General features: G+C 72.1%; 24 protein-coding genes, 1 tRNA gene and 2 pseudogenes. 17 read left to right on the top strand and 10 right to left on the bottom strand.

The window, feature by feature from the left end:
• The first annotated feature begins 31 nt into the window (after window positions 1-31).
• The 8 genes from Dvina_RS50525 to Dvina_RS50490 all read left to right on the top strand — a co-directional run bounded on the left by Dvina_RS50525 (window position 32) and on the right by Dvina_RS50490 (window position 8246).
• Window positions 32-256 carry a hypothetical protein gene (locus Dvina_RS50525; RefSeq protein ID WP_223099273.1) on the top strand — a complete coding sequence of 75 codons (225 nt, stop codon included), beginning with the start codon at window positions 32-34 and terminating at the stop codon, window positions 254-256.
• Window positions 253-1620, top strand: a complete 1368-nt coding sequence (locus Dvina_RS50520) for a hypothetical protein (protein WP_223099272.1) — start codon at window positions 253-255, stop codon at window positions 1618-1620. The genes Dvina_RS50525 and Dvina_RS50520 overlap by 4 nt, the downstream gene beginning before the upstream one ends.
• A 57-nt stretch (window positions 1621-1677) precedes the next feature.
• Complete coding sequence (locus Dvina_RS50515; protein WP_223099271.1) at window positions 1678-2043, top strand: response regulator transcription factor; 366 nt, start codon at window positions 1678-1680, stop codon at window positions 2041-2043.
• Complete coding sequence (locus Dvina_RS50510) at window positions 2040-4067, top strand: ATP-binding protein (RefSeq protein ID WP_223099270.1); 2028 nt, start codon at window positions 2040-2042, stop codon at window positions 4065-4067. Before Dvina_RS50515 ends, Dvina_RS50510 begins: the two co-directional genes overlap by 4 nt.
• Window positions 4068-4205: 138 nt before the next feature.
• Window positions 4206-4913, top strand: coding sequence for a hypothetical protein (locus Dvina_RS50505; RefSeq protein ID WP_223099268.1), 708 nt, complete (start codon window positions 4206-4208; stop codon window positions 4911-4913).
• Window positions 4910-5623, top strand: coding sequence for a TolC family protein (locus tag Dvina_RS50500; RefSeq protein WP_223099267.1), 714 nt, complete (start codon window positions 4910-4912; stop codon window positions 5621-5623). Before Dvina_RS50505 ends, Dvina_RS50500 begins: the two co-directional genes overlap by 4 nt.
• A 181-nt stretch (window positions 5624-5804) precedes the next feature.
• The gene (locus Dvina_RS50495) at window positions 5805-6809 is read left to right on the top strand and encodes an ABC transporter permease (RefSeq protein ID WP_223099265.1); all 1005 of its coding nucleotides are present in this window, start codon (window positions 5805-5807) and stop codon (window positions 6807-6809) included.
• Between the two features lie 633 nt (window positions 6810-7442).
• Entirely contained in the window at window positions 7443-8246 is an 804-nt protein-coding gene (locus Dvina_RS50490) for an IS5 family transposase (protein WP_246655848.1), read from the top strand.
• Here the strand turns inward: Dvina_RS50490 and Dvina_RS50485 are convergent.
• Window positions 8240-8533 (bottom strand): annotated as a pseudogene (locus tag Dvina_RS50485) (IS982 family transposase); the annotation flags it as partial. The gene Dvina_RS50490 and the pseudogene Dvina_RS50485 sit on opposite strands and share 7 nt — an antisense overlap.
• A 257-nt stretch (window positions 8534-8790) precedes the next feature.
• Between Dvina_RS50485 and Dvina_RS50480 the strand changes: the two are divergent.
• The 3 genes from Dvina_RS50480 to Dvina_RS50470 all read left to right on the top strand — a co-directional run bounded on the left by Dvina_RS50480 (window position 8791) and on the right by Dvina_RS50470 (window position 11324).
• A complete protein-coding gene (locus Dvina_RS50480; RefSeq protein ID WP_223099264.1) occupies window positions 8791-9438 on the top strand; it encodes a hypothetical protein in 648 nt (215 codons plus the stop codon).
• 136 nt (window positions 9439-9574) lie between these two features.
• A complete protein-coding gene (locus Dvina_RS50475) occupies window positions 9575-10912 on the top strand; it encodes an MFS transporter (RefSeq protein ID WP_246655847.1) in 1338 nt (445 codons plus the stop codon).
• On the top strand, window positions 10905-11324 hold the full coding sequence (locus Dvina_RS50470; protein WP_223099261.1) for a MarR family winged helix-turn-helix transcriptional regulator: 420 nt from the start codon (window positions 10905-10907) through the stop codon (window positions 11322-11324). The genes Dvina_RS50475 and Dvina_RS50470 overlap by 8 nt, the downstream gene beginning before the upstream one ends.
• Here Dvina_RS50470 and Dvina_RS50465 read toward each other — a convergent pair.
• Window positions 11321-11569, bottom strand: a complete 249-nt coding sequence (locus Dvina_RS50465) for a hypothetical protein (RefSeq protein WP_223099260.1) — start codon at window positions 11567-11569, stop codon at window positions 11321-11323. The two genes, Dvina_RS50470 and Dvina_RS50465, sit on opposite strands and share 4 nt — an antisense overlap.
• Window positions 11570-11717: 148 nt before the next feature.
• Window positions 11718-13622, bottom strand: coding sequence for a sensor histidine kinase (locus Dvina_RS50460; RefSeq protein WP_223099259.1), 1905 nt, complete (start codon window positions 13620-13622; stop codon window positions 11718-11720).
• A gap of 41 nt (window positions 13623-13663) precedes the next feature.
• On the opposite strand from Dvina_RS50460, the gene Dvina_RS50455 reads away from it, so the two are divergent.
• Window positions 13664-14347, top strand: a complete 684-nt coding sequence (locus Dvina_RS50455) for a response regulator transcription factor (RefSeq protein ID WP_223099257.1) — start codon at window positions 13664-13666, stop codon at window positions 14345-14347.
• On the opposite strand, the gene Dvina_RS50450 is transcribed toward Dvina_RS50455, so the two are convergent.
• The 4 genes from Dvina_RS50450 to Dvina_RS50435 form a co-directional block, all read right to left on the bottom strand.
• Complete coding sequence (locus Dvina_RS50450; RefSeq protein ID WP_223099255.1) at window positions 14307-14666, bottom strand: response regulator transcription factor; 360 nt, start codon at window positions 14664-14666, stop codon at window positions 14307-14309. The two genes, Dvina_RS50455 and Dvina_RS50450, sit on opposite strands and share 41 nt — an antisense overlap.
• 182 nt (window positions 14667-14848) lie before the next feature.
• Window positions 14849-16336, bottom strand: a complete 1488-nt coding sequence (locus Dvina_RS50445) for a DUF1996 domain-containing protein (RefSeq protein ID WP_223099253.1) — start codon at window positions 16334-16336, stop codon at window positions 14849-14851.
• A 120-nt stretch (window positions 16337-16456) separates the two neighbouring features.
• Complete coding sequence (locus Dvina_RS50440; protein WP_223099251.1) at window positions 16457-17170, bottom strand: ABC transporter permease; 714 nt, start codon at window positions 17168-17170, stop codon at window positions 16457-16459.
• Window positions 17167-17862 carry an ABC transporter ATP-binding protein gene (locus Dvina_RS50435; RefSeq protein ID WP_223099249.1) on the bottom strand — a complete coding sequence of 232 codons (696 nt, stop codon included), beginning with the start codon at window positions 17860-17862 and terminating at the stop codon, window positions 17167-17169. The genes Dvina_RS50440 and Dvina_RS50435 overlap by 4 nt, the downstream gene beginning before the upstream one ends.
• An 88-nt stretch (window positions 17863-17950) precedes the next feature.
• Here Dvina_RS50435 and Dvina_RS50430 point away from each other — a divergent pair, with 88 nt between their 5' ends.
• Window positions 17951-19036, top strand: coding sequence for a sensor histidine kinase (locus Dvina_RS50430; protein WP_223099248.1), 1086 nt, complete (start codon window positions 17951-17953; stop codon window positions 19034-19036).
• Window positions 19033-19686: a response regulator transcription factor gene (locus Dvina_RS50425; RefSeq protein ID WP_223099247.1), complete on the top strand. Its 654-nt coding sequence runs from the start codon at window positions 19033-19035 to the stop codon at window positions 19684-19686. The genes Dvina_RS50430 and Dvina_RS50425 overlap by 4 nt, the downstream gene beginning before the upstream one ends.
• 18 nt (window positions 19687-19704) lie before the next feature.
• Here the strand turns inward: Dvina_RS50425 and Dvina_RS50420 are convergent.
• Window positions 19705-20070, bottom strand: a pseudogene (locus Dvina_RS50420) (transposase); the annotation flags it as partial.
• Window positions 20071-20586: 516 nt separating this feature from the next.
• On the opposite strand from Dvina_RS50420, the gene Dvina_RS50415 reads away from it, so the two are divergent.
• Window positions 20587-20994, top strand: a complete 408-nt coding sequence (locus tag Dvina_RS50415) for a hypothetical protein (protein ID WP_223099245.1) — start codon at window positions 20587-20589, stop codon at window positions 20992-20994.
• 123 nt (window positions 20995-21117) lie between these two features.
• Here Dvina_RS50415 and Dvina_RS50410 read toward each other — a convergent pair.
• Window positions 21118-21190: transfer RNA gene (locus Dvina_RS50410), tRNA-Arg, on the bottom strand.
• Between the two features lie 105 nt (window positions 21191-21295).
• On the opposite strand from Dvina_RS50410, the gene Dvina_RS50405 reads away from it, so the two are divergent.
• Both Dvina_RS50405 and Dvina_RS50400 read left to right on the top strand, forming a co-directional pair.
• The gene (locus Dvina_RS50405; RefSeq protein ID WP_223099244.1) at window positions 21296-21796 is read left to right on the top strand and encodes a SigE family RNA polymerase sigma factor; all 501 of its coding nucleotides are present in this window, start codon (window positions 21296-21298) and stop codon (window positions 21794-21796) included.
• Between the two features lies 1 nt (window position 21797).
• On the top strand, window positions 21798-22979 hold the full coding sequence (locus Dvina_RS50400) for a hypothetical protein (protein ID WP_223099243.1): 1182 nt from the start codon (window positions 21798-21800) through the stop codon (window positions 22977-22979).
• Here the strand turns inward: Dvina_RS50400 and nhaA are convergent.
• Window positions 22930-24822, bottom strand: a complete 1893-nt coding sequence (nhaA, locus tag Dvina_RS50395) for a Na+/H+ antiporter NhaA (RefSeq protein WP_223099242.1) — start codon at window positions 24820-24822, stop codon at window positions 22930-22932. The two genes, Dvina_RS50400 and nhaA, sit on opposite strands and share 50 nt — an antisense overlap.
• Window positions 24823-24844: the final 22 nt, after the last annotated feature.

Raw genomic sequence — 24844 nt, 5'->3', positions numbered from 1 at the left:
GCGCGCTAGCAATCGGCTAGCGGGAGTGGATGTGGACCTTACGGACAGGGCGGTGGCGATGCCGCCGCAGCGGCCACGGTTCGAGCGTGTGCAGCTCAACACCCGGGTGCGGGTGGAGATCGAGCAGACGCTGCAGCGGTTCGTGGTCGACCACAACACCACGGTGCAGAGCTCCGTGGACCTCGCGCTGGCCGAGTTCCTAGCGGCTCGGGGCTATCCCTTGCTCCCCGCGGACGACGACGGGAGAAGCCGGTGAGCACGCCGGGCATCAACGAGTACGACGCTGATCTGCACAAGACGGTCCGGCAGACCTCGATCATGCGTCAGCTCTTCTACTTCGTCGTGCTGATCGTCGCCCTGGCCGGGCAGGTCTCCGGCGCGGTCGAGGCGCTCGGCATCCCGCTGATCTGGGCGATCCCGGCGGTCGGCGCGCTGGAGCTGGGCGGCATCGTCGTGCTCGCCAACGCCGACGTGCGCCGCCGGCTGGGGGAGAAGGCCACCGCCTCGCGGGTCCTGTCGGCCGCGATCGCCGCGTTCGCCGTCGCGTTCAACTGGATGGCGCACGACAACAAGCTGATGGCCGGGTTCTTCGCGGGCATGTCGGCGCTGGGCTATCTGGTGTGGCTGATGCACACGGAGAACCAGCGCCGCGACCGGCTGCGGGCGAAGGGCGACCTGCCGCCGACCACCCCCGCGTACGAGGTGGTCGGGCACTGGCTGCGCCACCCGTGGCTGACGCTGCGGGCCAAGAACCTGGCCAAGGCCGACCCGTCGCTGGGGCTCTACTCGTCGATCGCCGCGGCGAAGGCGGAGAAGCGCAAGGAGCAGCGCACGTCGGCGATCGCCAAGGTCCTGCACCGCAAGATCCGTTCGGCCGTCGACCCGAGCACCGCCGACATCGCGGTCGCCGTCTACGACCTCGACGAGATCGCGGTCCGCCTGGCCGACGGCGCCGACTACGAGGGCCTGACCGCGCTCATCGCCGCCGACCTGGCCCCCGCCCGGCTGGCCGCGATGACCAACACCCCGCCGCCGCCCCCACCCCCGCCCGCGCCGGCGCTGCCCGAGCCGGAGCCGCTCCCGGTCCTGGACACCGAGGAGCAGCAGGCGCTACCGGCGGCCGCCGTCCGCCCGGCCCCGGAGGAGGAGCAGCGCCGGGCCGCCCGCGAGGCTGTCGCCCGGGCCGCCGCGACCGTCGAGGTCCCCCAGCCGGAGCCGGTCACGGCGCCGTCGCCGCTCGGCGGCCTGCGGGCCGACCTGGAGGGCATCCTCCCGGCCACGCCCGCCGCGCCGCGCCCGCGCCGGGCCCGGACCGCGCCGGTGACCCACGAGACGGGCGACGTCCTGGACATCGCCGAAGAGCCGACGCTGACCCCGCCGACCGTGATACGCGAGGGGTCCCTGCGCAACCAGGTGCACCAGATCCTGCACGACAACGTCCCGCCGAACGACCGTCGCGACGTCGTCGCCCTGACCACGATGGTCGGCGACCTGCTCGATCTGGACGACGTGGAGCGCCTGACCGCCTCCAACTACGTGCGCACCTGGAAGAACGACGTCGACGCGGGCCGCCGGACCAACGGCCGCCACCTGCAGGGCATTCTCCCCGTCCAGGGCTAAAGCAGTAAGCCCCGCCTCTTCGCTGCCGATTGGTCGGCGAAGAGGCGGGAGGTAGCGATGGCCCGGTTGCTCGTGGTGGACGACGAGCCCGACGTCCGCGATCTGATCGTGAAGCGGCTGCGGGCCGACGGCCACGACGTCCTCGCCGCCGAGAACGGTGCGGACGCGCTGGCCGCCGTGGCCCGGCACGGGCTGCCCGAGGCCGCGATCCTCGACGTCGACCTGCCCGGCATGGACGGCATCGAGCTCCTGCGGCACCTGCGCACGCACCGGGCCGACCTGCCGGCGATGTTCCTCACCGTGCTGTGGGACGGTGCCGTCGCGGCGCGGGCCCATGAGACCGGCGCGGAGTACGTCCGCAAGCCCTTCACCGCCGAGTCCCTGCGCGCCGGGCTGGAGCGGACCCTGCAGGGCGCCGGATGACCGCTTCACTCCTGCGGACCACCGTCTGGGCCGCCCTGTATCTGCTGGCGACCATCGCCGGCCGCCTGACCATCATGGAGGGCTCCAGCCTGAGCCTGGTCTGGCCGGCGGCGGGCGTCTCCATCGTGTGGTTCGCCACCCAGCGCAAGGCCCGCATCCGCTGGCTCGACCCGGTCGCGCTCGCCCTGATCACCGTCGCCGTCAACGTCGCCACCGGTGCGCCGCTCGTCCTCGCCCTCTGGTTCGTGGTCGCCAACCTCGTCCAGGCCGCCGTGTTCATGCGCACCTTCGAGCGGCTGTGCCCACACCTGTGGGGCGCCGGCGGCGATGAGCTGCTGGCCCGCTCGGCCGACCTGTGGCGGCTGCTGGTCGCCACCTGCGCCGGGGCCGCGGCCGGCGCGCTTGTCGGCCCGGTCGCGGTCTGGCTGACGACAGGCCAATACCGGTGGTCCGACGGGGCCGTGTGGCTGCTGCGCAACGTGGTGAGCATCCTGCTCATCAGCGCCGTCGGTTTTCGGCTGGGGTACCACCACTCGACCGGCTGGCCCTTGAAGCGCGCGCGACCGGGGCGCCTGTTCGAGTACGCGGCCCTCGTCGTCTGCTCCCTCACCGCCTACGGCGCCGGCTTCGGCGTCTCCCACCTGCCCCTCGCGTTCCCGCTGCTGACGGTCACGGTCTGGGCCGCGCTGCGCCTGCACACCACGTTCGTGGTCCTGCACGACCTGAGCCTGGGCGCGATCGCCGTCCTGTTCACCCTGCACGGCAACGGCCCGTTCGCCGCGGTGCCCTCGCACCCCGTCCGCGCGCTCCTCGCCCAAGGGTTCGTCGGCCTGATCGCCGTCGTAGGCCTCTCGATCGCCCTGGGCCGGGACGAGCGCACCGAGCTCATGGACCGCCTGGCCGCCGCGACCCGCGAGGCGGAGGCTCAGGCCCGCCTGGTGACGACAATCGTCAACTCGATGAGCGAGGGCGTTTCGGTGGTACGTCCAGACCTCACCTGGGCGATGCGCAACCCGGCCGCGGTGTCCCTCCTCGGCGGTGTGACGAGCGCCGACGGCACTGTCGCCCGGCCCGACTACTACGGCATCACGCTGCCCGACGGCTCTCCGCTGCCGCCGCAGGAGATGGCGCACACGCAGGCACTGGCCGGCGAGGAGGTCCGGGGCCAGGAGGTGCTGGTCCGCAACGCCGGGATACCCGAGGGCCGCATCCTGAGCATCAGCGCCACCCCACTGCCCGACGAGGCCGGCGCGGTAATCGTCTTCCACGACGTCACCGCCGATCGCCGCCACCGCGACGAACTCTCCTCCTTCGCCGGCGTGGTGGCCCACGACCTGCTCAACCCCCTGACGACTATCGACGGCTGGGCGGAGAACCTGGCCGACACGCTGGAGACCATGCCGAAGGACGACCCGGCGGTTCGCGACGCGGGCGACAGTCTGGCGAGAATCACGAGAGCGTCGTCCAGAATGCGCCACCTGATCAACGACCTGCTGGCCTACACCACGGCCAGAAACGCGGCGATAGCCCCGGTCGACGTCGCACTGCGCGACCTGGTCGACGAGGTGACGAACGCCCGCACCGATCTGGCCGCCGCCGCCGGCACCCCGACCCCGGAGTTCACCCTGGGCCACCTGGACGACGTGAGAGCCGACCCGGTCCTCCTGCGCCAGCTCCTCGACAATCTGATCGGCAACGCGGTGAAGTACACAGCCCCGGGCACGATCCCGAGGATCACGATCTCCTCGACCGTCGACGAGGACGCCCTGGTGCGGGTCGAGTTGACCGACAACGGCATAGGCATCCCCCCGGGCCACCACGACGCCATCTTCACCAACTTCCACCGGGCCCACCGCTCCAGCGGCTACGCGGGCACGGGCCTGGGGCTGGCCATCTGCAAGCGAATAGTCGAACGCCACGGCGGCAGCATCAGCGTCACCGACAACCCGGCCGGCGGCTCCCGCTTCACCTTCACCCTTCCACCGGCCGAGTCGAAGCTCGCCCCCGCCCCCGCCGCTGTCTAGCCGCCGGTCAAATCGATCAATCCCGCCCGTGGTACTCCGAACGGCCGTAGAGAAATGGCGTATGGACCGCAGCGGATCGGGCCGCGCCACGGATAGCGTCGGCACCGCTTTGTTCGTCGCTCAGGGCGGGGCTTCGGCATGGCAGCGGAGCTGGTGCGATATGAAGGCGACGGCCCGTCATTCACCGAGACCGTCGCCGATTTCGCCGGGATCATCCACCCGCTCGTCGGATTGTCGCGCCTCGTGTCCAAGGTCATGGCCGCCCGTGTCGAATCCCAGCGCCTGCAGGCTCAGTCGCGCCGGGATCGCAATTCCCACGAACTGCACATGGCGCAGGTAAAGGGGCAGGAACGGGTGGCCGACCGGCACTCGCAGCGTTTGGTCCGGGTCGAACGAGAACGGATTCGGGCCGACGAGCGAGCCGATATTCGCCAGGCCGCGGTCAGCCTCCGTCAGCTGGAGATCGACTTCGACACCGCGATGCAGGCCATCCGGTCGGAGGGCACGATCCGCCGGCACGAGATCGACCGGCACTACGCGGCGCAGATCCAGCGCGTCGACGCCGACCTGCGGGTGCGGCTCGCGGCGATCGCCCGGCAGCGGCACCACGATGACCAGGTGTTTGCTCAGCAGCGGCGGCGGCTGCGCAGCGCCGAGGCGGCGCAGGCGGAGATCCGCGCGGCGCTGCGCGAGTCGACCCGGCTCATGGGCTCCCGATCGCGGTTCACCGAGATCGCGGCCGTGACCACCGAGTCGCTGGCCCGGACGCTGAGCACGATGCAGATACACCAGCAGGATCCGGTGGCCGCCCTCCTCGGCAACCTGGCGGGGCTGCGGACGCGATGAGCTTCAACACGTTCGTCATGCTGCTGCTCGGAGCCGCCATCATCTTCGGCCCGATCCTGGCCCGCAACCAGATCCGGCAAAAGAGCCGGCCGCGAAAACGCCGGCCGCGCAATCGTCAGGCGCCACCGGCGCGGCCCATTCAGCCACCGCACGTGCCGCAGCAGCAGCCGGTGCGGCCGGCCAAGCCGGCCAAGCCGAACCAGGCGCAGACGAGGGCCATCCTGCAGCGGCGGCTGGGTGTGCAGTGGGAGGCCGAGCAGCAGCGGCTCCGGGCCCGGGTCCTGGAGCAGGAGCGCAAGATCGCCGCCCGGATGCGGCAGGCCCAGCAGCAGCGGGACTTCGAAGAACTGACCGGCCTGCACAGCCAGTCCCGGCAGGCCGCCGACCTCGCCTACGCCACGATGGACAGCGCCCGCAACACCGAGCAGGCGATCTCCGACAGCATCCGCGACACCCATCGGCACATCGACGCCGATCGGGCCCGCGGCGGCCGGCAGGTCCCCACCCTGCGCGCCGTCCTGGACGGACTGCACCTGGACCGCGCGGCCATTCAGGCCCACCGGGAGCGCTACCTCCAGGACGTCCAGCGCCTCAACCGGGCCACCGGCGAACTGCGCGACGCCATCAACGCCAACTGCGGCGAGAAGGGCCGCCGGTGGTACCAGGCGCTGATGGCCCGCACCGCGGCCAGGCGCGAGGGCAAGCGCTGACCGGAACCGCCGGCGGCGGCTGGCGATGACCGGTCGGCAATGCACGGTATTGCCGGCGCGATCGCCGAACCGGCCGCAGGTGAGGCGGGTCGCAGTTAAAAACGAACGCTCGTTCTTGACGCGAGCCCGAGGGGAGTCGACCCTAAAGAGAGCGAACGGACGTTCTTTTTAGGAGATGGACATGGCCGCTCAGGAGCAACGGGGTTCGTCGGGCTGGGGGCGGGTGGCCGGGGCTGTACTGCTGCTCACCGCGCTGCTCAGCGTCATCATGGTGGCGTTCGCGTGGCCGGCCACCCGGGCCGGCGTGCATGACATCCCGCTCGCCGTGGCCGGGCCGGCGCCGGCCGCCGCCCAGGTCGTCAAGCAGCTCGAGGCCAAGCGGCCCGGGGCGTTCGACGTTCAGGTGGTCGACGACACGGCGGCGGCGGAGCGGTTGATCCGGGACCGCCAGGTGTACGGAGCCATCGACCTCAGCAGCGGCAAGCCCCAGCTGATCGTCGCGTCCGCGGCGAGTCCCGCGGTGGCGCAGGCCCTGCAGCAGGTGGCCCAGGGGCTCTCGGCGGGCCAGTCGGACGTCGTGGTCCGCGACCTAGTGCCGCTCCCCGTCGACGATCCGCGCGGCGCGGGGCTGGCGGCCGGCTCGTTGCCGCTGGTGCTCGGCGGGATCATCGCGGCCGGGCTGCTCACCAGCCTGATCGTCGGCACGGGGCGGCGGGTCGCGGGTGCGCTGGCGTTCGCGGTGACGGGTGGGCTCGCGCTCGTGGCGATCCTGCAGTACTGGCTGGGCTCCCTCGACGGTGACTACTGGCTCAACAGCGGCGTCGTCGCGCTGTCGATAGCGGCCACGGCGCTGGCGATCCTCGGGCTGGAGTCGCTGCTGGGCATGCGGGGGCTGGCGCTCGGCGCGGCCACCATGATGCTGCTGGGCAATCCGCTGTCCGGGCTGACGAGCGCGCCCGAGATGCTGCCCGCGGGCTGGGGGACGTTGGGGCAGTACCTGCCACCGGGCGCGGCCGGCTCCCTCCTGCGCAGCACGGCCTTCTTCGACGGCGCGGGCTCCGCGGAGCACGTCTGGGTGCTCACCGCGTGGGCGGTGTTCGGGCTGCTCCTCGTGGGGCTCGCCGCAGTACGCAAGAGCCGGAGCCGCCAGGCGCCGGAGCCCGACCGCGAACTCGTCCCAGCCTGACAGCCAGTTCAGCACCGCCGTTGCGACCGTCCCGCCGGCGCTGCCCATCGCGCTTGTGCACCACCGCGGTCGTCACGCCGTGCAGGTGCCGGCGCGAGGGCGGCGCTCCGGCCGGCGCTGTGCACGCTACGGGGGCGTGCCGACGCTGCTCAAGCGACGTCACCGGACTGTCCGATCCGAACGCCAGCAGCACCCTCACCCCGCCGTGATGCTTAGGTCGGTGCCGGCCAGGACCACAGTGGTGGCGGCGGTCGCGGCGCAGACGGCCACGAAGCGCGCGGTTGAGCCAGTCGCGGCGGCGGACCGCCTTCTGCGCCAGCAACGTCACATCGGCACGACCGTCACGCCCTGGCGGCGCACGGTAGGCCGCCCCATGACCACGTCGCTGACTCTCCTCGATCGCCGATTCTGACCGCGAAATTCTACAAATCGCGTTTAAAGGTCGTCGGGCGATAAATCCGATAAGTCGCGGCACGGAGTGCCCGACTTTATCGGAGCCCAGCGCGGTCACAGTCCTAGACGATTAAGTCCGAAGTCTGGTCAGTGGTCTAAGAGAGTGTTGTGATACCTCAATGTGATCTTCGCTGACTTTGTCAGCGAAGATCACGGGTGTGTCGTTGTGTCTGTAAGCCGGTGTATGAGTCGTCGCTGACCGATGGTCAGTGGAGCGTCTTGGAACCGTTGTTCCCGCAACGGGATCCGCGCCGGGGCGGACGGCCGTTGCGGCATGTGCCGCATGATCTGGCGCCGTGGGACGCCGCGTATCGCTGGTTTCGCTGCTGGAGCGCGGACGGCACCTGGGATCGGGTGCATGACCGGTTGCGTGATCTGGTCCGGGTGGCCGAAGGCCGTGATCGGCAGCCGTCGGCGGCGGTGCTGGACTCGCAGACCGCGCACAGCCACGAAGGCGGGGACGCGATCGGCTGGGACGCCGGGAAACGTACCCGGGGCCGCAAACGGCACCTGCTCGTGGACACCGGCGGGCTCCTGCTCCGGGCGGTGGTGCACGCCGCCTCGGTACAGGAACGGGCCGGGGCCAAGCTCGTCCTGACCGGGATCACCACGGTGTTTCCGTTGCTCGGGCTGGTCTGGGCCGACGCCGGCTACGCGAACCGTGTCGATCGGGGCCTGCTGGGCTGGGCGCGGGACCACGCTGGTGTCGAGCTGGTGATCGTGCCGCGTAACGCCGATGTGCGAGGCTTCCAGGTACTGCCCCGCCGATGGGTGGTGGAACGGACCTTCGCCTGGTTGGGACGGTGCAGACGGTTGGCCCGCGATTACGAGCGCAAACCTGCGCACGCCGAAGCGATGATCAAGGTTGCGATGATCCGGCTGATGGCCGCCCGCCTGGCCGGCGAGGACATCGAGCCGCAAGGCCCTATCGAGACCGAAGCGGCCCGACGTCTTCAAGACGAACTCAACCAAGACCCTCAGTAGTCACCGAGTAACCCAACACTCTCTAAGGCGATCAGTGACCTGGTCATGAATTGTCCGATGGCGCGGCTGTGCCAGATTGCGGCGGTCATGGCCAGGAGGCGTTGAGCGACGCGGGCTGCGACGCCTTCGATGCTGCGGCCGCCGTGCAGTTCGAGGTCGAGCTGGCCTTTCAACGTGTCGTTGACCGAGCGGTACGACGGGCGCTGCAGCCGCACTCCTCGCTTGGCCAGCCATCGGTCCAGCTCCGCGGACACATAGCCCTTGTCCGCGACGATCAGCAGACCGGGACCTGCCGCTCGTCGACCTCCGGGGGCCGTTAGGACTTACTCGTCTAGCCCCAGTAATGAGCCAGGACAGGGCCCGCCGGAAGGTCATCACCGCCGGCGCGAGGTCCGGCAAAGGCGTGTGCGACGTCGGCGTGAGGCCGGCTCGTGGCTCACAGGTGGTTGCCAAGGTCCGCGCGGCGGCGTGACAGGGACTGTCGCGATCGTTGCCCCCAGAGCGGTTCCCCCCGAGCGGGCCGCCGGACCTCAGGAGCCGCGCCATGAGCAGCCAGATGACCGACAAGCAGCCGCCCGCCGCCGCCCCCGTCTGGGCCGGTGAGGTCCAGCCGGTCGAGGTGGCGCCCGCGGCGGTGCCGGTGGCGAAGTCGTCCAAGGTGAAGACCGTCGTCGTGGGCGTGGTGGCGGCGCTGGTGATCGGCGGGGGTGGGTTTGCGGTGATCAAGGCGGCCGGTGGTGCCTCCGCCGGCGCTACGGCGCAGCAGGGCGGGCCCGGCGGTAACGGGCAGGGCGGGCCCGGGGGCATGGGGAACTTCGGCGGCGGTGGCATGGGCGCGGGTGCTGGGCTTTCCGGCGCGCTCTACGGGGACTTCACGGCCTCCGACGGCAATGGCGGGTACGCGACAAAGCGCCTCCAGACCGGAACCGTCACCGCCATCAGTGCCACCTCGATCACCGCCAAGAGCGCCGACGGCCACGCGACCACGTTCGTCATCAACGGGTCCACGAGCGTCGACAACGGCAACGACCAGGTCGCGGACGTCAAGACGGGCGACACCGTGACGGTCGTCGGGACCGTCAGCGGCGACACGGCCACGGCCACCGCGATCAACGACTCCACGCTCAACCAGGGCGGGGGCGGGCCTCAGGGCCAGCAGAACGGGCCGCCCGCCAACGGGGCGACCAATTGAGCGGCGGGCGCTCGGAGAGGTGATCTGAGCCGCAAAAAGCCGCTACCGATGGCGCCGGACACTTCGTTGTACGAACATAACTATTATGGTTGTACAAACACGTGGCCGGCGCCTGCTCATTCTGGGTATCTGCTGCATGAGCCTGCTCATCGTCGGGCTCGACAACACGATCGTGAACATTGCCGTGCCGGCGATCGGGCGGGACCTGGATGCGCCGCTGTCCGGGCTGCAGTGGGCGATCGACGCGTACACCCTCGTGCTCGCCAGCCTCCTGATCATGGGCGGCTCGACGGCCGACCGGCTCGGGCGGCGGCGGATCTTTCAGCTCGGGCTGGTGGTCTTCTCGCTGGGGTCGCTGCTGTGCGGGCTGGCGCCGTCGCTGGAGTGGCTCATCGCGTTCCGGGTGGTGCAGGCGGTGGGCGGGTCGATGCTCAACCCGGTGGCCATGTCGATCATCACAAACGTCTTCACCGACCGGCGGGAGCGGGCCCGGGCCATCGGCGTGTGGGCCGGGGTCGTGGGCATCAGCATGGCGCTCGGGCCGGTCGTCGGCGGTCTGCTGGTGCAGACCGTCGGCTGGCGGACCATCTTCTGGATCAACGTGCCGATCGGGATCGCGGCGATCGTGCTGACGGCGCTGTTCGTACCCGAGTCGCGGGCGCCGAAGCCGCGGCGGGTCGACGTGCCGGGACAGATCATCGTCCTGGTACTCCTCGCAAGCGCGACCTTCGCCATCATCGAGCACGAGTGGATCGCCGGTGCCGTCGCCCTTGTCGCGCTCGTCGCCCTGCTCGTGGTCGAGCCGCGCCGCCCCGAGCCGCTTGTCGACATCACCCTGTTCCGCAGCCCGCCGTTCGCCGGAGCCACCTCGATCGCCGTCGCCGCGTTCGGGGCGCTGGCCGGGTTCCTGCTGCTCAACACGCTGTACCTGCAGGACGTCAGGCACCTGTCACCACTGCACGCCGGCCTGCTGACCCTGCCCATCGCCGCGATCACGGTCGTGCTGGGGCCCCTCTCCGGCCGGCTCGTCGGCGCCCGCGGGCCGCGCCCGTCGCTGCTCGTCGGCGGGGCCGGCATCCTGACCAGCGGGCTGCTGCTGACCGGGCTCACGGCGCACACGCCGCTGTGGCAGGTCGTCGCCGCGTACGTCGCGTTCGGCATCGGGTTTGCCATGGTCAACCCGCCGATCACGGTGACGGCGGTCTCGGGGCTGCCGATGGCCCAGGCCGGCGTGGCCGCGGCGTTCGCGTCGACCAGCCGCCAGTTCGGCTCGGTGCTGGGCATCGCGGTCCTGGGCGCCGTGGTGACGGCCGGGCTGCACGGCCGCCCGATGGCCGACGGCTTCAGCCCGGCCAGCCACGTCGGCTGGTGGATCGTCGCCGGGTGCGGCGCCGCCATTCTGCTCATCGGTACCCTCACAACCAGCCCCCGAGCCCTCAGCCGCCAACCGGAAGCGGAGCTGGTCGATGCCTGAAACAGACGACGCCAAGGCCGCCGCGGTCTGGAAGGCCATGCTGACCCTCGTGTTCGAGCGCCACGACCGGCGCAAGGAGGTGAGCGAGGCCCTCGATATGAGCTACCTGCGGATCAAGGCGCTGCGCCGGCTGGCCGGGCAGCCGATGACGATGCGCGAGCTGGCCGCGCTGCTGCAGACGGACGCCCCGTACATGACGGTGGTCGTCGACGACCTGGAGAAGCGCGGCCTCGTGCGCCGCGAGCCCCACCCGTCCGACCGCCGGGCCAAGCTCGTGATCCCCACCGACCAGGGCCGCCGCGAGGCCGCCCGGGCCGAGGAGATCCACGGCCGCCCGCCGGCCGAGATGCTGGCCCTCGCCCCGGAAGAGCTGGACGAGCTGGCCGCGCTCATCAGGAAACTCGAGAACTAGCGGGCCGCGGCGATGGCGAAGGCGCGCGAGCACAGCGAGCGGGCCCATCGGATGCGGTTCAAGGCCACCTCGGGGCGGTCGCCGAACACCTCGGCGGCGCGGGCGTAGCACTCGTCGGGGCCGAGGCGGTCGAGCGTCGAGTGCACGGTGGCGCGGACGGTGTCCGTGCCGGGGTCGGAGAAGCACGGAGTGTCGGAGACGAACAGTGCCATGCACAGCACCGGGTCGACCGGGCGAGTCGTCATGGTGGATCACCTGTTCAAGGGGGTGTGAAGGACTGTTCCACCGTGCCCGCGGACGGGTGTCCGCGGCCTCGCGGCCAGCGGGGTTTGCGTGGTCGGAAAACCCGCAGTCGGCGATACCGGCCAGCCGCCATAGCGGGGTCATCACGCCTCACCCTTCTGGAGGAGCGACCAGGGGGATCGTGATCGTCAGCGTGGTGCCCGCGCCGGGGCGGCTGGCGATCTGCATGGTGCCGCCGAGCGCGGCCACCCGGTCGCCGAGGCCGGTCAGGCCGGTGCCGATGCTGTTGGCGGGGTCGGCCCCGCCGACACCGTCGTCCTCGACGGAGAGCGCCAGCCGGGCGTCGCCGATCGCCGCGCGGATCGAGATCACCGAGGCGTGCGCGTGGCGGACGGCGTTGGTGAGGGCCTCGGCGACCACGTAGTACACGCCGATCTCGACCGAGGCGTCCAGCCGGGCCGGCAGGTCGAGGCGCACCTCCACCGGCACGGGCGAGCGCCGGGCCAGGGAGCGGATGGCCGGGCCCAGGCCGCCCTCCGACAGGATCGACGGGTGGATGCCGCGGGCCAGCTCCCGCAGCTCGTCGATGGCGTCCGACAGGTCGCTGCCGATGCCGTGCAGGCGGTCGTGCAGACCCCCGCCGACCTGGGTCTCGGTCGCCCGCAGCGCCAAGAGCAGAGCGATGAGCCTTTGCTGGGTACCGTCATGCAGGTCGCGCTCGATGCGCCGGCGGCTCTCGTCCGTGGCCGCCACCACCCGGGCCCGCGACGCGGTGAGGTCGGCCCGGGCCTGGGTGGTGGCGATCGCGCTGGCCACCAGCTCGGTGAACTCGGCGGCCCGCTCGGCGTCGTGCTGCTCCAGGGACCTCGAGCACCTCGACAGGGCCTTCAGGGCGCCCCACGTGCGCCCGGCGACCAGGACCGGCGCCCCGATCGCCGAGCGGATGGTGGCGTCGCCGAACTCCTGCCGCAGGAAGTCGGCGCTGTGCTCGCCCGCCATGCGGATCGGCCGCCCGGAGCGCAGCACGCGGCCCGCGACACCGCCGTCGGCCACCTGCACCCGGCCCAGGCCGACGCGGTGCGCGGGGTCGTGGCTCCAGCTGGCCACGATCGTGGCGTTGCTGTCGGCCTCGAACCGCAGCAGGACGGCGGCGTCGGCCCCGAAGAGCTTCCCGGCCTCCTCGGTCACGGCGGCGAACACCTCCTCGGCCGATCGGCCGCGGGCCGCGACGGTGGCCACCCGGCGCAGCGCCGCCTGCTCGGCCGCCACCGCACCGAGCTGCGTCCGGTTGCGGTCGAGCGCGGCGACCATCGCGTTGAACGTGCGCTGGAGCGCGCCCACCTCCGCGGGGGCCGCTGTCGCTACCCGCACCTGCAGGTCACCCCCGGCGACCCGGTCGGCCGCCATGACCATCCGGTGCAGCGGCCGCACCACCATGACCGCCAGCGAACGGGTGAGGATCGCGACCGCGACGAGCGCCACCGCCAGCCCGGCCACGCCCGCCATCAGGGCCTGCTGCCCGGCCCGGTTCGCCGCGGCGTGCATCTGGTCCACCGCCAGCCGCTGGGTGTTGATGAACTCGTCGAACTCGGCGCGCAGCGCGGCGATCTGCCGCTGACCGTCCATGATGGACTTCGAGTCGATGTTCGTCGGGCCGCCGGCCTCGTCGCCGGCGATCGCGGGGTCGGCGTAGTTGTCGAGGTATGCGGTGACGTTGCTGTTGAGCCGGGTCATCCGCGCGGCCTGGACCGGGCTGCCCGCGACCGCCGCGGCGAGCTCCTGCTGGCGCTGCGGGATCTGGCGCTGGGCCCGCACCCAGGGATCGAGCAGTGCCCGGTCGTGGGTGAGGGCGTATCCGCGGCGGCCCGCCTCCACGTCGAGCACCAGCCGTTCGAGGGTGTTCGACGCCGAGACCGCCCGCTCGGCCCGGGTGACGACCGTGACCGACGAGCGCAGCTGATACACGGACACCAGGATTGCCGCGAACGCCGCGGAGATCATGACGGCGAACAGCGCACTGGTGGCCGCGAGCCGGCCGGTCATCCCCCCGCGCATGGGTGGTGTCTACCCACGTCTGCGGGGATATGTTGGATTTGATGGCATTCGAGACGGTGCGGCAGTCGGTGGTGATCGCGGACGACGACGTGCTGCTGCGCGAGGGGCTGGCGAGCCTCCTGGACCGGCACGGGTTCGCCGTGACCGGGCTCGCCGACGACGGCCCGCATCTGCTGGAGCTGGTCGAGAAGGCCACGCCGGACATCGCCGTCGTCGACATCCGCATGCCGCCGGCCCACAGCACGGAAGGGCTGGCCGCGGCCCGGGAGATCCGCCGCCGGTTCCCGCGGGTGGCGATCCTGGTGCTGTCGGCGTTCGTGGAGGTCGAGCACGCGATCGAGCTGCTGGCCAGCGGCGAGCGGATCGGCTACCTGCTCAAGAGCCGGGTCACCGACGTCGACGACTTCGTGGAGACCCTGCACCGCATCTTCGACGGCGGCACCGTCGTCGACCCCGCCGTCGTCCAGGAGCTGGTCGCCGCCCACCGCCGCCGCGACCCCCTCGACGTGCTCAGCCCCCGGGAGCGCGAGGTCCTCGCGCTCATGGCCGAGGGCCGCTCGAACGCCGGCGTGGCCAAGACGCTGTGGGTCACCGAGGGCACCGTCGAGAAGCACGTCAGGTCGATCCTGACGAAGCTCGACCTGCCCGAGACCGACGAGACGCACCGCCGGGTGCTCGCCGTGCTCACCTTCCTCGAGGCGGCCTCGTCCGCAGCAGGACCGTGATCGCCACGCCCGACAGCTCGTGCTTCGGCAGGTAGCCGATCGCCGGGCTGGCCGCCAGCAACTCGGCCAGGTCGTCCGGGGCCAGGCTCGACACCATGATGACGGCCCGGTCGCGGATCTTGGCGGCGAGCTCGAAGCCGCTCTCCGAGCCGAGGCCGACGTCGACGAGTACCACATCCGGGTCTTGTTCTTCGACCGCGCGCAGAGCCTGACGGCTGTCCGCGGCGGTCGCCACCACCGCGATGCCCTGGGCGCCCAGGAGCCGGCGGGCGCTGGCCCGGAACCGCTCGGAGTCGTCGACGATGACACAGCGGATCATGCCTGCGACGGTGCCACGGCCGCGGGCGATTCGACCTTGCCGCTAGCCGGAACATCGCGGGGCCGGGCCGTCATTGCAGAGCGTCGCCGGGGCGGATCGTCATCGCGGAGCGTCACCGGGCCGGGTGGTCTGGAGGAGCCACCCGTGGCGGCGGGTGGCTCCTCCGGTCCTTGGGGCAGGGCTCAGAACGTGCCCTGGGCGTTGCACTTGTAGCCCTGGTCGAGGCAGTCGCGGACCCGCTGCGCGAGCGCGTCGGGCTCCCACGCGTTGAAGAAGTCGGCGTGCATCGAGAAGCCGTTGCCCGACGAGAGCGTGATGCCGCTCGTGTCGGTGTTCAGCGGATACCCGATCACGAACGACACCGACGGGATCGGCACCGGGTGACTCGCCGGGCAGGCCCCCGTGGAGTCGCCGTTGGCCATGTGCGCCTTGTGGTCGGGGCTGTCCAGGTGCACGCCGTCCCAGCAGTCCGGGAACGTGACCTGGCGGACGAGGCCGGCCGTCTTCGCGCAGACCGGATACTGCCCGTCGGCGGTGCGCCCGACCTCGCCGCCGGCACCCGCGCACCAGAAGTGGTTGCCCTGCTTGTCGGGGGTGTCGCTCTGGTTCTTGGCGTCCCCGGTGATCATGCGCAGGCCGAACGGGAACGGCTGCGTCCGGCTCGGGTCCTTGAGGCGGGAGCCGTAGTAGACGGTCACCTCCTTCGGGTCCACGACCTTGCCGTTCTGGTACAGCGTCGGGATCCAGTACGCGGAGTGGTCCTGCGCGGGCGTGCACGTCGTCCCGGCGGCGAGCAGCGAGTCGGCCGTCGAGGTCGCGCTCGTGGACCGGTTGCCCAGGAACGTGTGGTCGTGCGAGGCGCCGGCCAGGCCCGGGAGCACGATCGGGTCGTCGGCGGCGTGGTGGCTCACCGTGCAGGTGGCGTGAAACTCGGGGACCTTCACCGGGTTGTTGGTGACCGGGGCCGGGCGGCGGGCGAAGAACGCCGCGGTGTCCGCCTGCTGCGCGGCCGGGTCGACGGCCGGCCAGCCGCCGTCCGCCGCGCCCCCCGGGGACGACGGCGACGCCGGGGACGATGGCGGCGCCGGGGTGGGCGAGCCGGGGATCGTGGCCGTCGGCGTGCGCTTGAACTGCAGCCAGTTGATGTTGATGAAGTCGGCCGGCTGCGCGCTCTTCAGCACCAGGAACACGGTCTGCAGGCCGGTCAGCTCCGTGGTGCTGACCGCGGCCTTCGTGGTCCAGTTCTGCCAGCCGCCGGTGTAGCCGACCGGGATGCCGGCCAGCAGCTCCCCGTCCTGGGTCCCGGCCCGCAGCTCGATCGTCCCGCCCGCCCGGCTGGCCGCGGCGACCCGCACGCTGGCGGTCAGCGAGCCGGCGGCGCCGAGGTCGACGTCGTCGTAGCGCATCCAGTCGCCGCTCGCCAGCCAGCCGACGTTCCGGCCGCCGCCGGTGTCGCCGGTGTTCTCGGTGCGCGCCCCGCTCTGCGCGCTCCACGCCTCGGCCTGGACCACCCCCGCGGTGTCGATCTGCTCGGCGCCGGCGGTCGCGGTCAGCACGACGGTGAAGGCCAGCGCCCCGGCGACGGGGACGGCCAGCAGCGCCAGCAGGGTCCGGCGCCGCTTCGGCTGGCGCCGGGGCGGCACGAGGTACGGGTTGCGCGCGGTCGGCATGAGGAAGGCCCTCCAGGGGTGGCAGGCATGCGACTGCCTCGTACTCCACCAGCCGGAGAGCGCTCTCTCAAGATTTCCGCCGAGATCTAAGTCGAACGTAAAACTGGGCTAAGCCCCCTGTCAGGCGTCCCGGCGGCGAAGTGTCAGATATCCGCCCACCAGCGCCGCCGCCGTCCACAGGGCGAGAATCCCCAGCCCACCCCACGGCCCGAAGTCCCGGTCGTAGAGGCGCAGCACCACGAGGCCGGCCTGATCGGGCAGGAACTGCGCGACCGCTCGCACCCCGGGAACGTTCCCGAGGCCCTGCGATCCGAGAAAAAACAGCGGCATCAGTACCGCCAGTGCCGCCGTCGAGCCCCGGAGGAGCTGCGCGACGCCCGCCGCGAACAGGGTGATGAGCAGCAGATACAGGAAGGCGCCGGCGATCGGGGCCGGCGTCGGGCCCATCCGCCGGGCACCCAGCTCGACGCTGCCGACGGCGAACGCCACGCCCACGGTCAGCGCCGAGGTCACCGCCGCGCAGGCCCCGATCACGGCGACCTTCGCCAGGTAGTAGCGGCGCCGGTCGGGCACGGCGGCCAGGGTCGGCCGGATGGTGCCGCCCGCATACTCCCCGCCGACCGTGAACACCCCGAACACGACGAGCGCGAGCTGGGCCAGGGTCAGGCTGTAGAACGTGGCGAACACGGCGTCGAAGTGTGCGGCCTCGACGTTGCGCATGCCGGCCGCGACGACGAACGCCAGCGCGCCGCCGACCGCGACCGTCGCGCCGAGCGTCAGGAACGTCGAGCGCAGCGTGCGCACCTTGACCCACTCGGCCGCGAACGCGCTCATCGCCCGACCGCCTTCAGGAACGCGGCCTCCAGGGACGGCGCCCCGGCGACGAACTCGTCGACGGTGGCGTCGGCGATGAGCCGGCCCCCGGCGATGACGACCAGGCGGTCGGCGGTCAGCGCGGTCTCGGCCATGAGGTGGCTCGACACGAGGACCGTGCGACCCTGCGCGGCGTACCCCCGCAGCAGCGTCCGCAGCCAGTGCACCCCCTCGGGGTCGAGGCCGTTGACCGGCTCGTCGAGCAGCAGGATCGGCGGGTCGCCGAGCAGCGCCGCGGCCAGCCCGAGCCGCTGCCCCATGCCGAGCGAGAATCCGCCGGCCCGCCGGTGCGCGGCCGCGCCGAGCCCGACGAGCTCCAGGACCTCGCCGACCCGCGCGGCGCGGATGCCGTTGCTGCGGGCCAGGTACAGCAGGTGGTCCCGGGCCCGCCGCCCCGGATGCGCGCAGCGCCCCTCCAGCAGTGCCCCGACGGTGTGCAGGGGCCGGTCCAGCCCCGCGTACGCGCGGCCGTCGATGAGCGCCCGCCCGCCCGACGGCCGGTCCAGCCCGAGGATCATCCGCAGCGTCGTCGACTTCCCCGCCCCGTTGGGCCCGAGGAACCCCGTCACACATCCCGGCCGGACCGCGAACGACAACCCGTCGACGGCGACCGTGGACCCGTAGCGCTTCGTGAGCTCTTCCACAACGATCACGAGCCGGACGCTATGGGCGCCGCACCGCCGCCCGCAGTCACCGAAAGTCGGCCTCCGCCGCGACGAACGTCGCAGTAGCCTGCTGGACATGCGCCGATACCTCGCGGCGGCCGGCATCGTCGGCTTCGACAGCGCGCTGCTCACGTTCGCGCATCCGGCGCCGGTCCGCCCCTGGCTGCTGCCGGTGTGGGCCCTGGTCGTGGCCGCGCTGCTGGCCCTGTCGCAGCGCCGCCCGGCCCTGGCGTTCGCCGCCGCCCTGCTCCCGGCCCTGGTCACCGGCGGTGCGGGCACCCTGCTGCCGTATACCGCGTTCCGGGCCGGTCGGGGCGCGCGCGGTACCCCCGCCGCACTGTGTTCTGCGGTTGTGCTCTTCATCGGGGTGCAGCTCTTCCGCGCCCCGAACCCGACCGCCGTGATCATCACCGCGGTCGTCCTCGCCCTGCTGCCGCTGCTTGTCGGGGCCTACCTGGCGCAGCAGGACCGGCAGCGCGCGGCGCTCGCCGCACACGAGAGGCTGCGGATCGCCCGCGACATGCACGACGCCCTCGGCCACCGCCTGAGCCTGATGTCCGTGCAGGCCGCGGCCCTGGAGGTGGCCGAACTCCCGGCGCCGCAGCAGGAGGCCGTCCGCCGCCTGGCCGAGTCGGCTCGCAGCGCCGCCGGCGACCTCCACGACGTGCTCGGCGGCCTCCGCGCCCCGTCCGCGGGCCTGGCCGCCGTCGAGGACCTCGTGACGCGCGCCCGCACCGCCGGGGTGCCGGTGGAGCTGACCGTGTCCCCGGCGCCCCGGGAGGTCCCGGAGGGGGTGGCGGCGGTCGCGTACCGGCTGGTGCAGGAGGGCCTCACGAACGGCTGCAAGCACGCCCCCGGCGCGCCGCTCTCGGTCCGTCTCGAGTGGCAGGACGACGCTCTGCTCCTGTCCGTCGTCAATCCCGTGCCGCCGGGTCGCCCGCCGGCCCGGGGTCGCGGCCTGCTGGGCCTGATGGAGCGGGCCGAGCTGGTCGGCGGCCTGGCCGGCCACGCGGTGACCGACGGACAGTTCCGCCTGTGGGCCGTCTTCCCGCCCGCGATCCCCGGGCCCGAGGTTGCCGAGCCCGCGTTCGTCCGGCTGGCGCTGGCCGGCATCATGTTCGGCCTGATACCCCTGAGCCTGCTGGTCGGCGTGGCCGGATGACCGCGCGGATCCGCGTCCTGATCGCCGACGACGAGCCGCTGATGCTCGCCGGCATCCGGACGGTCCTGGAGTCGGCCCCCGACCTGGAGGTCGTCGCCGCGGTCACGGACGGCGCCGCCGCGGTCGCCGCGGCCGGGCGGCTGGGCGTGGACGTGGCGCTGCTGGACGTACGGATGCCGCTGCTGAGCGGCCTGGACGCGATGGCCGCCCTGAGCCCGGGCACCGCCGTGGTGATCCTGACCTCCTTCGGCGACGAGCCGAGCGTGCTGCGGGCCCTGAGCCAGGGCGCGTCGGGCTACGTCCTGAAGACCTGCACCCCTGACGAGCTGATCCGCGCCGTCCGCTCCGCGCACAACGGGGACGCGTACCTCTCCCCGCCGGTGGCCCGCCAGGTCCTCACCCTGCTGGGCCCGTCGGGCGCGGCCGGCGCCGAACACCGGCGAGCCGCAGCGCGCCGCCTGAGCACCCTGAGCCCCCGCGAGGCGGACGTCCTGCGCCTGGTCGCCGAGGGCCTGTCGAACGCGGACATCGGCACCCACCTGCACATGACCGAGCCAAGCGTCAAGACCCACGTGAGCCGCATCCTGACCAAGCTCGACTGCACCAACCGGGTCCAGGCCGCCCTCCTCCACCGCGAGGCCACCCGTTAGGGAGTGTCTTCAAAGGGTTCATAGCCATCGCAGGATTGCTGCGATGGTGACGGTTGCCCGGTAGGACGTGGTGGTCTTGTCGTAGCGGGTGGCTACGGATCGGCATTGCTTGAGTCGGTTGAAGCAGCGTTCGACGACGTTGCGGTGCCGGTACCTGTGCCGGTCGAATGTTGGTGGGCGACCGCCGCGGCTGCCTCTGCGGCGGCGGTTGGCCTGCTGGTCGGCTCGTTCTGGGATGGTGTGACCGATGCCGAGGGAACGCAGGAACCCTCGGATGGCGCTGGTGCTGTAGCCCTTGTCGGCGATGACGTGGTCGGGGCGGGTTCGGGGCCGGCCCCGGCCGCGCCGGGCGACGTGGATCGAGTCCATGACCGCGGTGAGCTGGTTGCGAGCCCTCATGGGTGTCTGATTCGCCGGGTTCTGCCCGCCCCCTTTGCCGCCGCCGGCGGCGTGCTGATGCACCCGCACGATGCTGGAGTCGACCGACACCAGCCAGTTGATGTCACCGGCTGCGTCCGCGTCGCTCTGTGCACCGGCCAGCATCCGATCGAACGTGCCGTCCAAGGCCCACCGCCGGAACCGCGTGTACACCGACTGCCATGACCCGTACCGGCAGGGACATCCCGCCACGGCGCCCCGGAGCGCACCTTCCACACGATGCCGCCCGCTCACCATCAGTGAGTTCATATCGACGGACCACAGATCAGATCATGCCCGACCCGCGTTCCTTTTGAAGGCACTGCCTAGACCGGACGGGGCAGAGTCCGGGCCGCCGGAAGCTGTGATGGCGAACGGCCCTCCCGCCGATCCGCCCGGCGGCGAGAGCTGTCGATGTCGGCTTACGCTTTCACGGTGCGTGGCAGCCGGTTTCGTGCGAGCCGGAAGACGACTGTCGTTGTCATGTTGATCATGGCCCTCGTCTGGGCCGCCGGATTGGTGCTGGCCGGCTGGCGGACGATCGACGACGCCCGCGGGGCGACGGTCGACGCGGAGGTCGTCGGCATCACGACGAACGTGCCGGGCCGGAGGGTGTATGACGTCCGGTTCGCGACGCCGGCGGGTCAGGCCTGCGAGTCCCGCGTGGACTCCGGCTCCAAACCGCCGCCCCGCGAGATCCATGTCGGCGGACGCGCGCTGGTGCACTATTCGGCCTCCGACCCGTGCAGCAGCTTCCTCCTGCGGGAGACGACGTCCCTGGCGCCATGGCCGTTCACGATTGTCGCGTCGGTGTCGATGGTCGCCTGTCTGACCGTGGCGTGGCGCCGGCACCGAAACCGCGGCGAACCGCCGAGCCGGGCGCCACGCTGAGGCCGGATGCCGACGCCCACCTTGCTCGGCCGCGGCCGAACCCGGGCGGCCGGAGCGGGGTGGCGGGGATCGTGCGGGGTCCGGGTGGAGGCGAAGCCTCCCCCGGCCGACCAGGAAACACTGTGGCCCCGGCGCGAATCGAACGCGCGACACCCGCTTTAGGAGAGCGGTGCTCTATCCCCTGAGCTACGAGGCCCTACCCTGCCGAGTCTAGGGGACGACTGGCATCGACCGAAATCGCGTATCCGTGCAACCTCCCACCGGGTGGGGCTCGTTTCAGTCCGACCGATGGGGGAGGGCGATGCGAAGACAGGCGCAGGAGGAGTACGTCGAGTACGTCAGCGGGCGGCTCGGGGTGCTCCGGCAGCTGGCGTTCCTGCTCTGCGGGGACGAGCACCGGGCCGACGACATCGTGCAGCTCACCATCGAGAAGCTCTACCTGCGGTGGGCGAATGTGAGCGCGGTCGAGCACCTTGACCAGTATGTCCGGCGGATGCTCGTGCGCACGTTCCTCGACGAGCGGCGGCGGCCATGGGCGCGGATCGGGCTGTTCGCGCGGGCGCCTGAGGTCGCGCCGGCGGCGGGGCCGGAGGTCGAGACGCGGCTCGTGATCCGGGCGGCGCTCGCGAGGGTGCCGAGGCGGCAGCAGGCGGTGCTGGTGCTGCGCTACCTGTGTGACCTTCCGGTCGACGAGGTGGCCGCGATCTTGAGCTGCTCGCCCGGCACGGTGAAGAGCCAGACGGCCCGGGGGTTGGCCGCCATGCGGCAGCTGGTCGGCGATGACCTGCAGAGGACGGTGTGAGATGGACGATGACGACAGGTACGGGATCGACCTGCTGACGCCGCTGCGGGGGCAGCCGCGCGGGCCGGTGGGGGTGGACGTGCGGCGGGCGGTGGCCAAGGGTGAGCGGCGGCGGGCGACCCGGAGGGCCGTGGCCGCCGGGGCGGCGGTGCTGGTGCTGCTCGGTGGCGTGTGGGTGGCGACCAGGCCGGATCGGGACCGGCCGCGGCCGGCGCCGGAGGTGACCGGGCCGCCGGTGCCGCGCGCCTGCACGCTCGAGTCGCTGGAGGTGCCGCCCGACTTCCCTGGCGACGCGCAGGTCATGGGCGCGGACCCGACCGGGCGTTACGCGATCGGGATGGTCGGCTTCGGCGAGGCCCAGATCGCGGTGCTGTGGGACGGCGGCCGCGTGGTGAAGCTGGGGCCGGGCACCGGGGAGCCGACGGACGTCAACTCGGCCGGCACGGTGGTCGGGCGGCGGCTGCGGTTCGGCGACGGCACCGAGCACGCCTGGGTGTACCGGGACGGCACGGTGCGGCAGCTGGCCGGCGTCGAGGCGTTCGCGACGGGGATCAACGATCGCGGGCAGATCGTCGGCGAGTCCGGTGGCCGGCCGGTGACCTGGGCGAGCCCGGACGCCGAGCCGGTCGCGCTGCCGATTCCGGCCGGCTACGAGCCGGCGCACCTCGCCGAGGTGGGCGGCATCGACGAGGACGGCACGGTGGTCGGCACGCTCGTCAACCGGGACAACCACGAGGTCGCGGTGGCCTGGTCGCCGGGCGGCCCGGCCCGGGAGCTCGCGGCCCCGGCCGGTAGGCCCATGTACGGCGCCGACGCCATCCGCAACGGCTGGGTGATCGGCCGCAGTGGCAACTCGCTCGTGCGCTGGAACCTGCGCGCGGCCGGGCCGCCGATCGTGATGCCGGACGTGTGGGGGTTCGACACCCACGGACCGAACGCGTCGGGCTGGCTGGTGTTCGGCGGGAACAACCGGGCGGCGCTGTATGCCGGCGGCACCGAGATCAGGCTGCCGCTGCCGGAGCCGCCGCAGTTCTCGTCGCCGATCCCCGGCCGCACCCCCGACCCGGAGGAGAACCCCGCGCGGCCCATGAGCATCAGCGACGACGGCCACACGATCATCGGGACCTGGGCGCTCAAGGGCGTAGGGGATCGCTCGAATGTGTACGTGTGGACCTGCCGATGAGGGCCCGGGCCCGGGCCACCTTCACCGCCTCGGTGAGGGTGGCCAGGTCGTAGGCGCCGTAGTGCCGCTGGCCGTTGATGAAGAAGGTCGGAGTCCCGCTGACCCCGCTCAGATCGGCGGACTCCAGGTCCTGGTCGATGCGGGCCGCGTGCCGGTGGTGGCGCAGGTCGTCGTGGAACTGCTCGCGGTCCAGGCCGAGGCGCTCCGCGTAGTCGACAAGGGCCGCCGGCTTGAGCTCGTCCTGGTGGTCCAGCAGCAGGTCGTGCATGGGCCAGAAGGCACCCTGCGCGGCCGCCGCCTCGGCGGCCTCCGCGGCCAGCTGGGCCTGCGGGTGGACGTCGGTCAGGGGCAGGTGCCGCCAGACGTAGCGCAGGTCGGTGTCCGACAGCAGCGCCCGCACGACGGGCTCGGCCTGGCCGCAGTAGGGGCACTGGAAGTCGCCGTATTCGACGATCGTCACCGACGCGTCGGCGGCACCCCGGACGTGGTCGACCTCGACGTCCACGGGCGGGATCAGGTCGAGCAGGACGTCGGCGTCGCCCAGCAGGGCCCGGGCCCGCTTGTGCTTGGGGAGGCGGGCCGTCACGCGATACACGACGAACGTCAGCAGCGAGGCGACGACCGCGGCCGCCAGCACGCCCACCTTCGCCTCGGCGAGCTCGTCGCCGGTGAACGCCAGGCTCGCGATGAGCAGCGACACCGTGAAGCCGATCCCGGCGATCGTGCCGCTGCCGAGGACCGCCGCCCACCCCGCCCCGGGCCGGATCCGCCCCCTCGAGAGGCGGGTCACGGCCCAGGAGGTACCCACGACGGCAATCGGCTTGCCGACGACATAACCGGCCAGCACGCCGAGGGTGATCGGCGAGGTGAAGGCCCGGGCCAGGAACGCCCCGTCGATCGCGATCCCGGCATTGGCCAGGCCGAACAGCGGCACGATCAGGTAGCTCGTCCACGGGTGGTACATGCGCTGCAGCCGGTCGTTCGGCGACAGCGTCCGGGTGAGCCCGACCGACGCCGACCGGGCCAGCTCCGCCGTCGGCTGCTCGCGGAACAGCTTGAACAGGCCGCTGGCCGCCTCCAGCGCACCGCGGGCCGGCGTGTACGCGGTAGCCGTCAGCCCGATCGCCAGGCCCGCGACGACCGGGTCGACCCCGCTTCGCAGCATGAGGTACCACAGCAGGATGCAGAACGGCGCGTAGATCGCCCCGCTGCGCACGCCGAGCGCCCGCAGCCCGAGGAGCACCCCGAAGACCGCCGCGGCCAGCACCAGCGGCATCACCGCGATGTGCTCGGAGTAGGCCACCGCGATCACGATGAGCGCAACCAGATCGTCGACGACGAAGACCGTCAGCAGAAACACCCGGGCCTGCTCCGGTACCCCCTTGCCGACCAACGCCAGCAGCCCGAGCGCGAGCGCGGTGTCGGTCGACATGGCCACACCCCAGCCGTGGGCGCCCACGCCACCGGCGTTGATCGCCAGGTAGATGCCGACCGGCAGCACCATCCCGGCCACCCCGGCCGCCGACGGCAGCAGGAACCGCCGCCGGTCCCGCAGGTCACCCAGGTCCAGCTCGCGCCGCGCCTCCAACCCGACGACCAGGAAGAACAGCGTCATCAGCCCGCTGTTGACCCAGGCGCGCAGGTCGTCGGCGAGCTCCCACGAGCCCACCTTGAGCGCGAGCTCGGTGCTCCACAGCCGCTCGTAGCCGGCCTCGTCCACGTTCGCCCACACCAGCGCGGCGACGATCGCGGCGACGAGCACACCGGCGCTGCCGGACTCGGTCGCGATGAACCTGCGCAGGGGCGCCGCGAAGTTCCGCCTCGTCTGGGACAGCTCGCTCACGACGCTGAAGTCTAGGCTGCTT

It is taken from the genome of Dactylosporangium vinaceum (assembly GCF_019904175.1).
In the GTDB taxonomy this organism is placed as follows: domain Bacteria; phylum Actinomycetota; class Actinomycetes; order Mycobacteriales; family Micromonosporaceae; genus Dactylosporangium; species Dactylosporangium vinaceum.
Note: the sequence above shows the minus strand (reverse complement) of the source record. Positions and strands in the feature narration are given on the sequence as shown.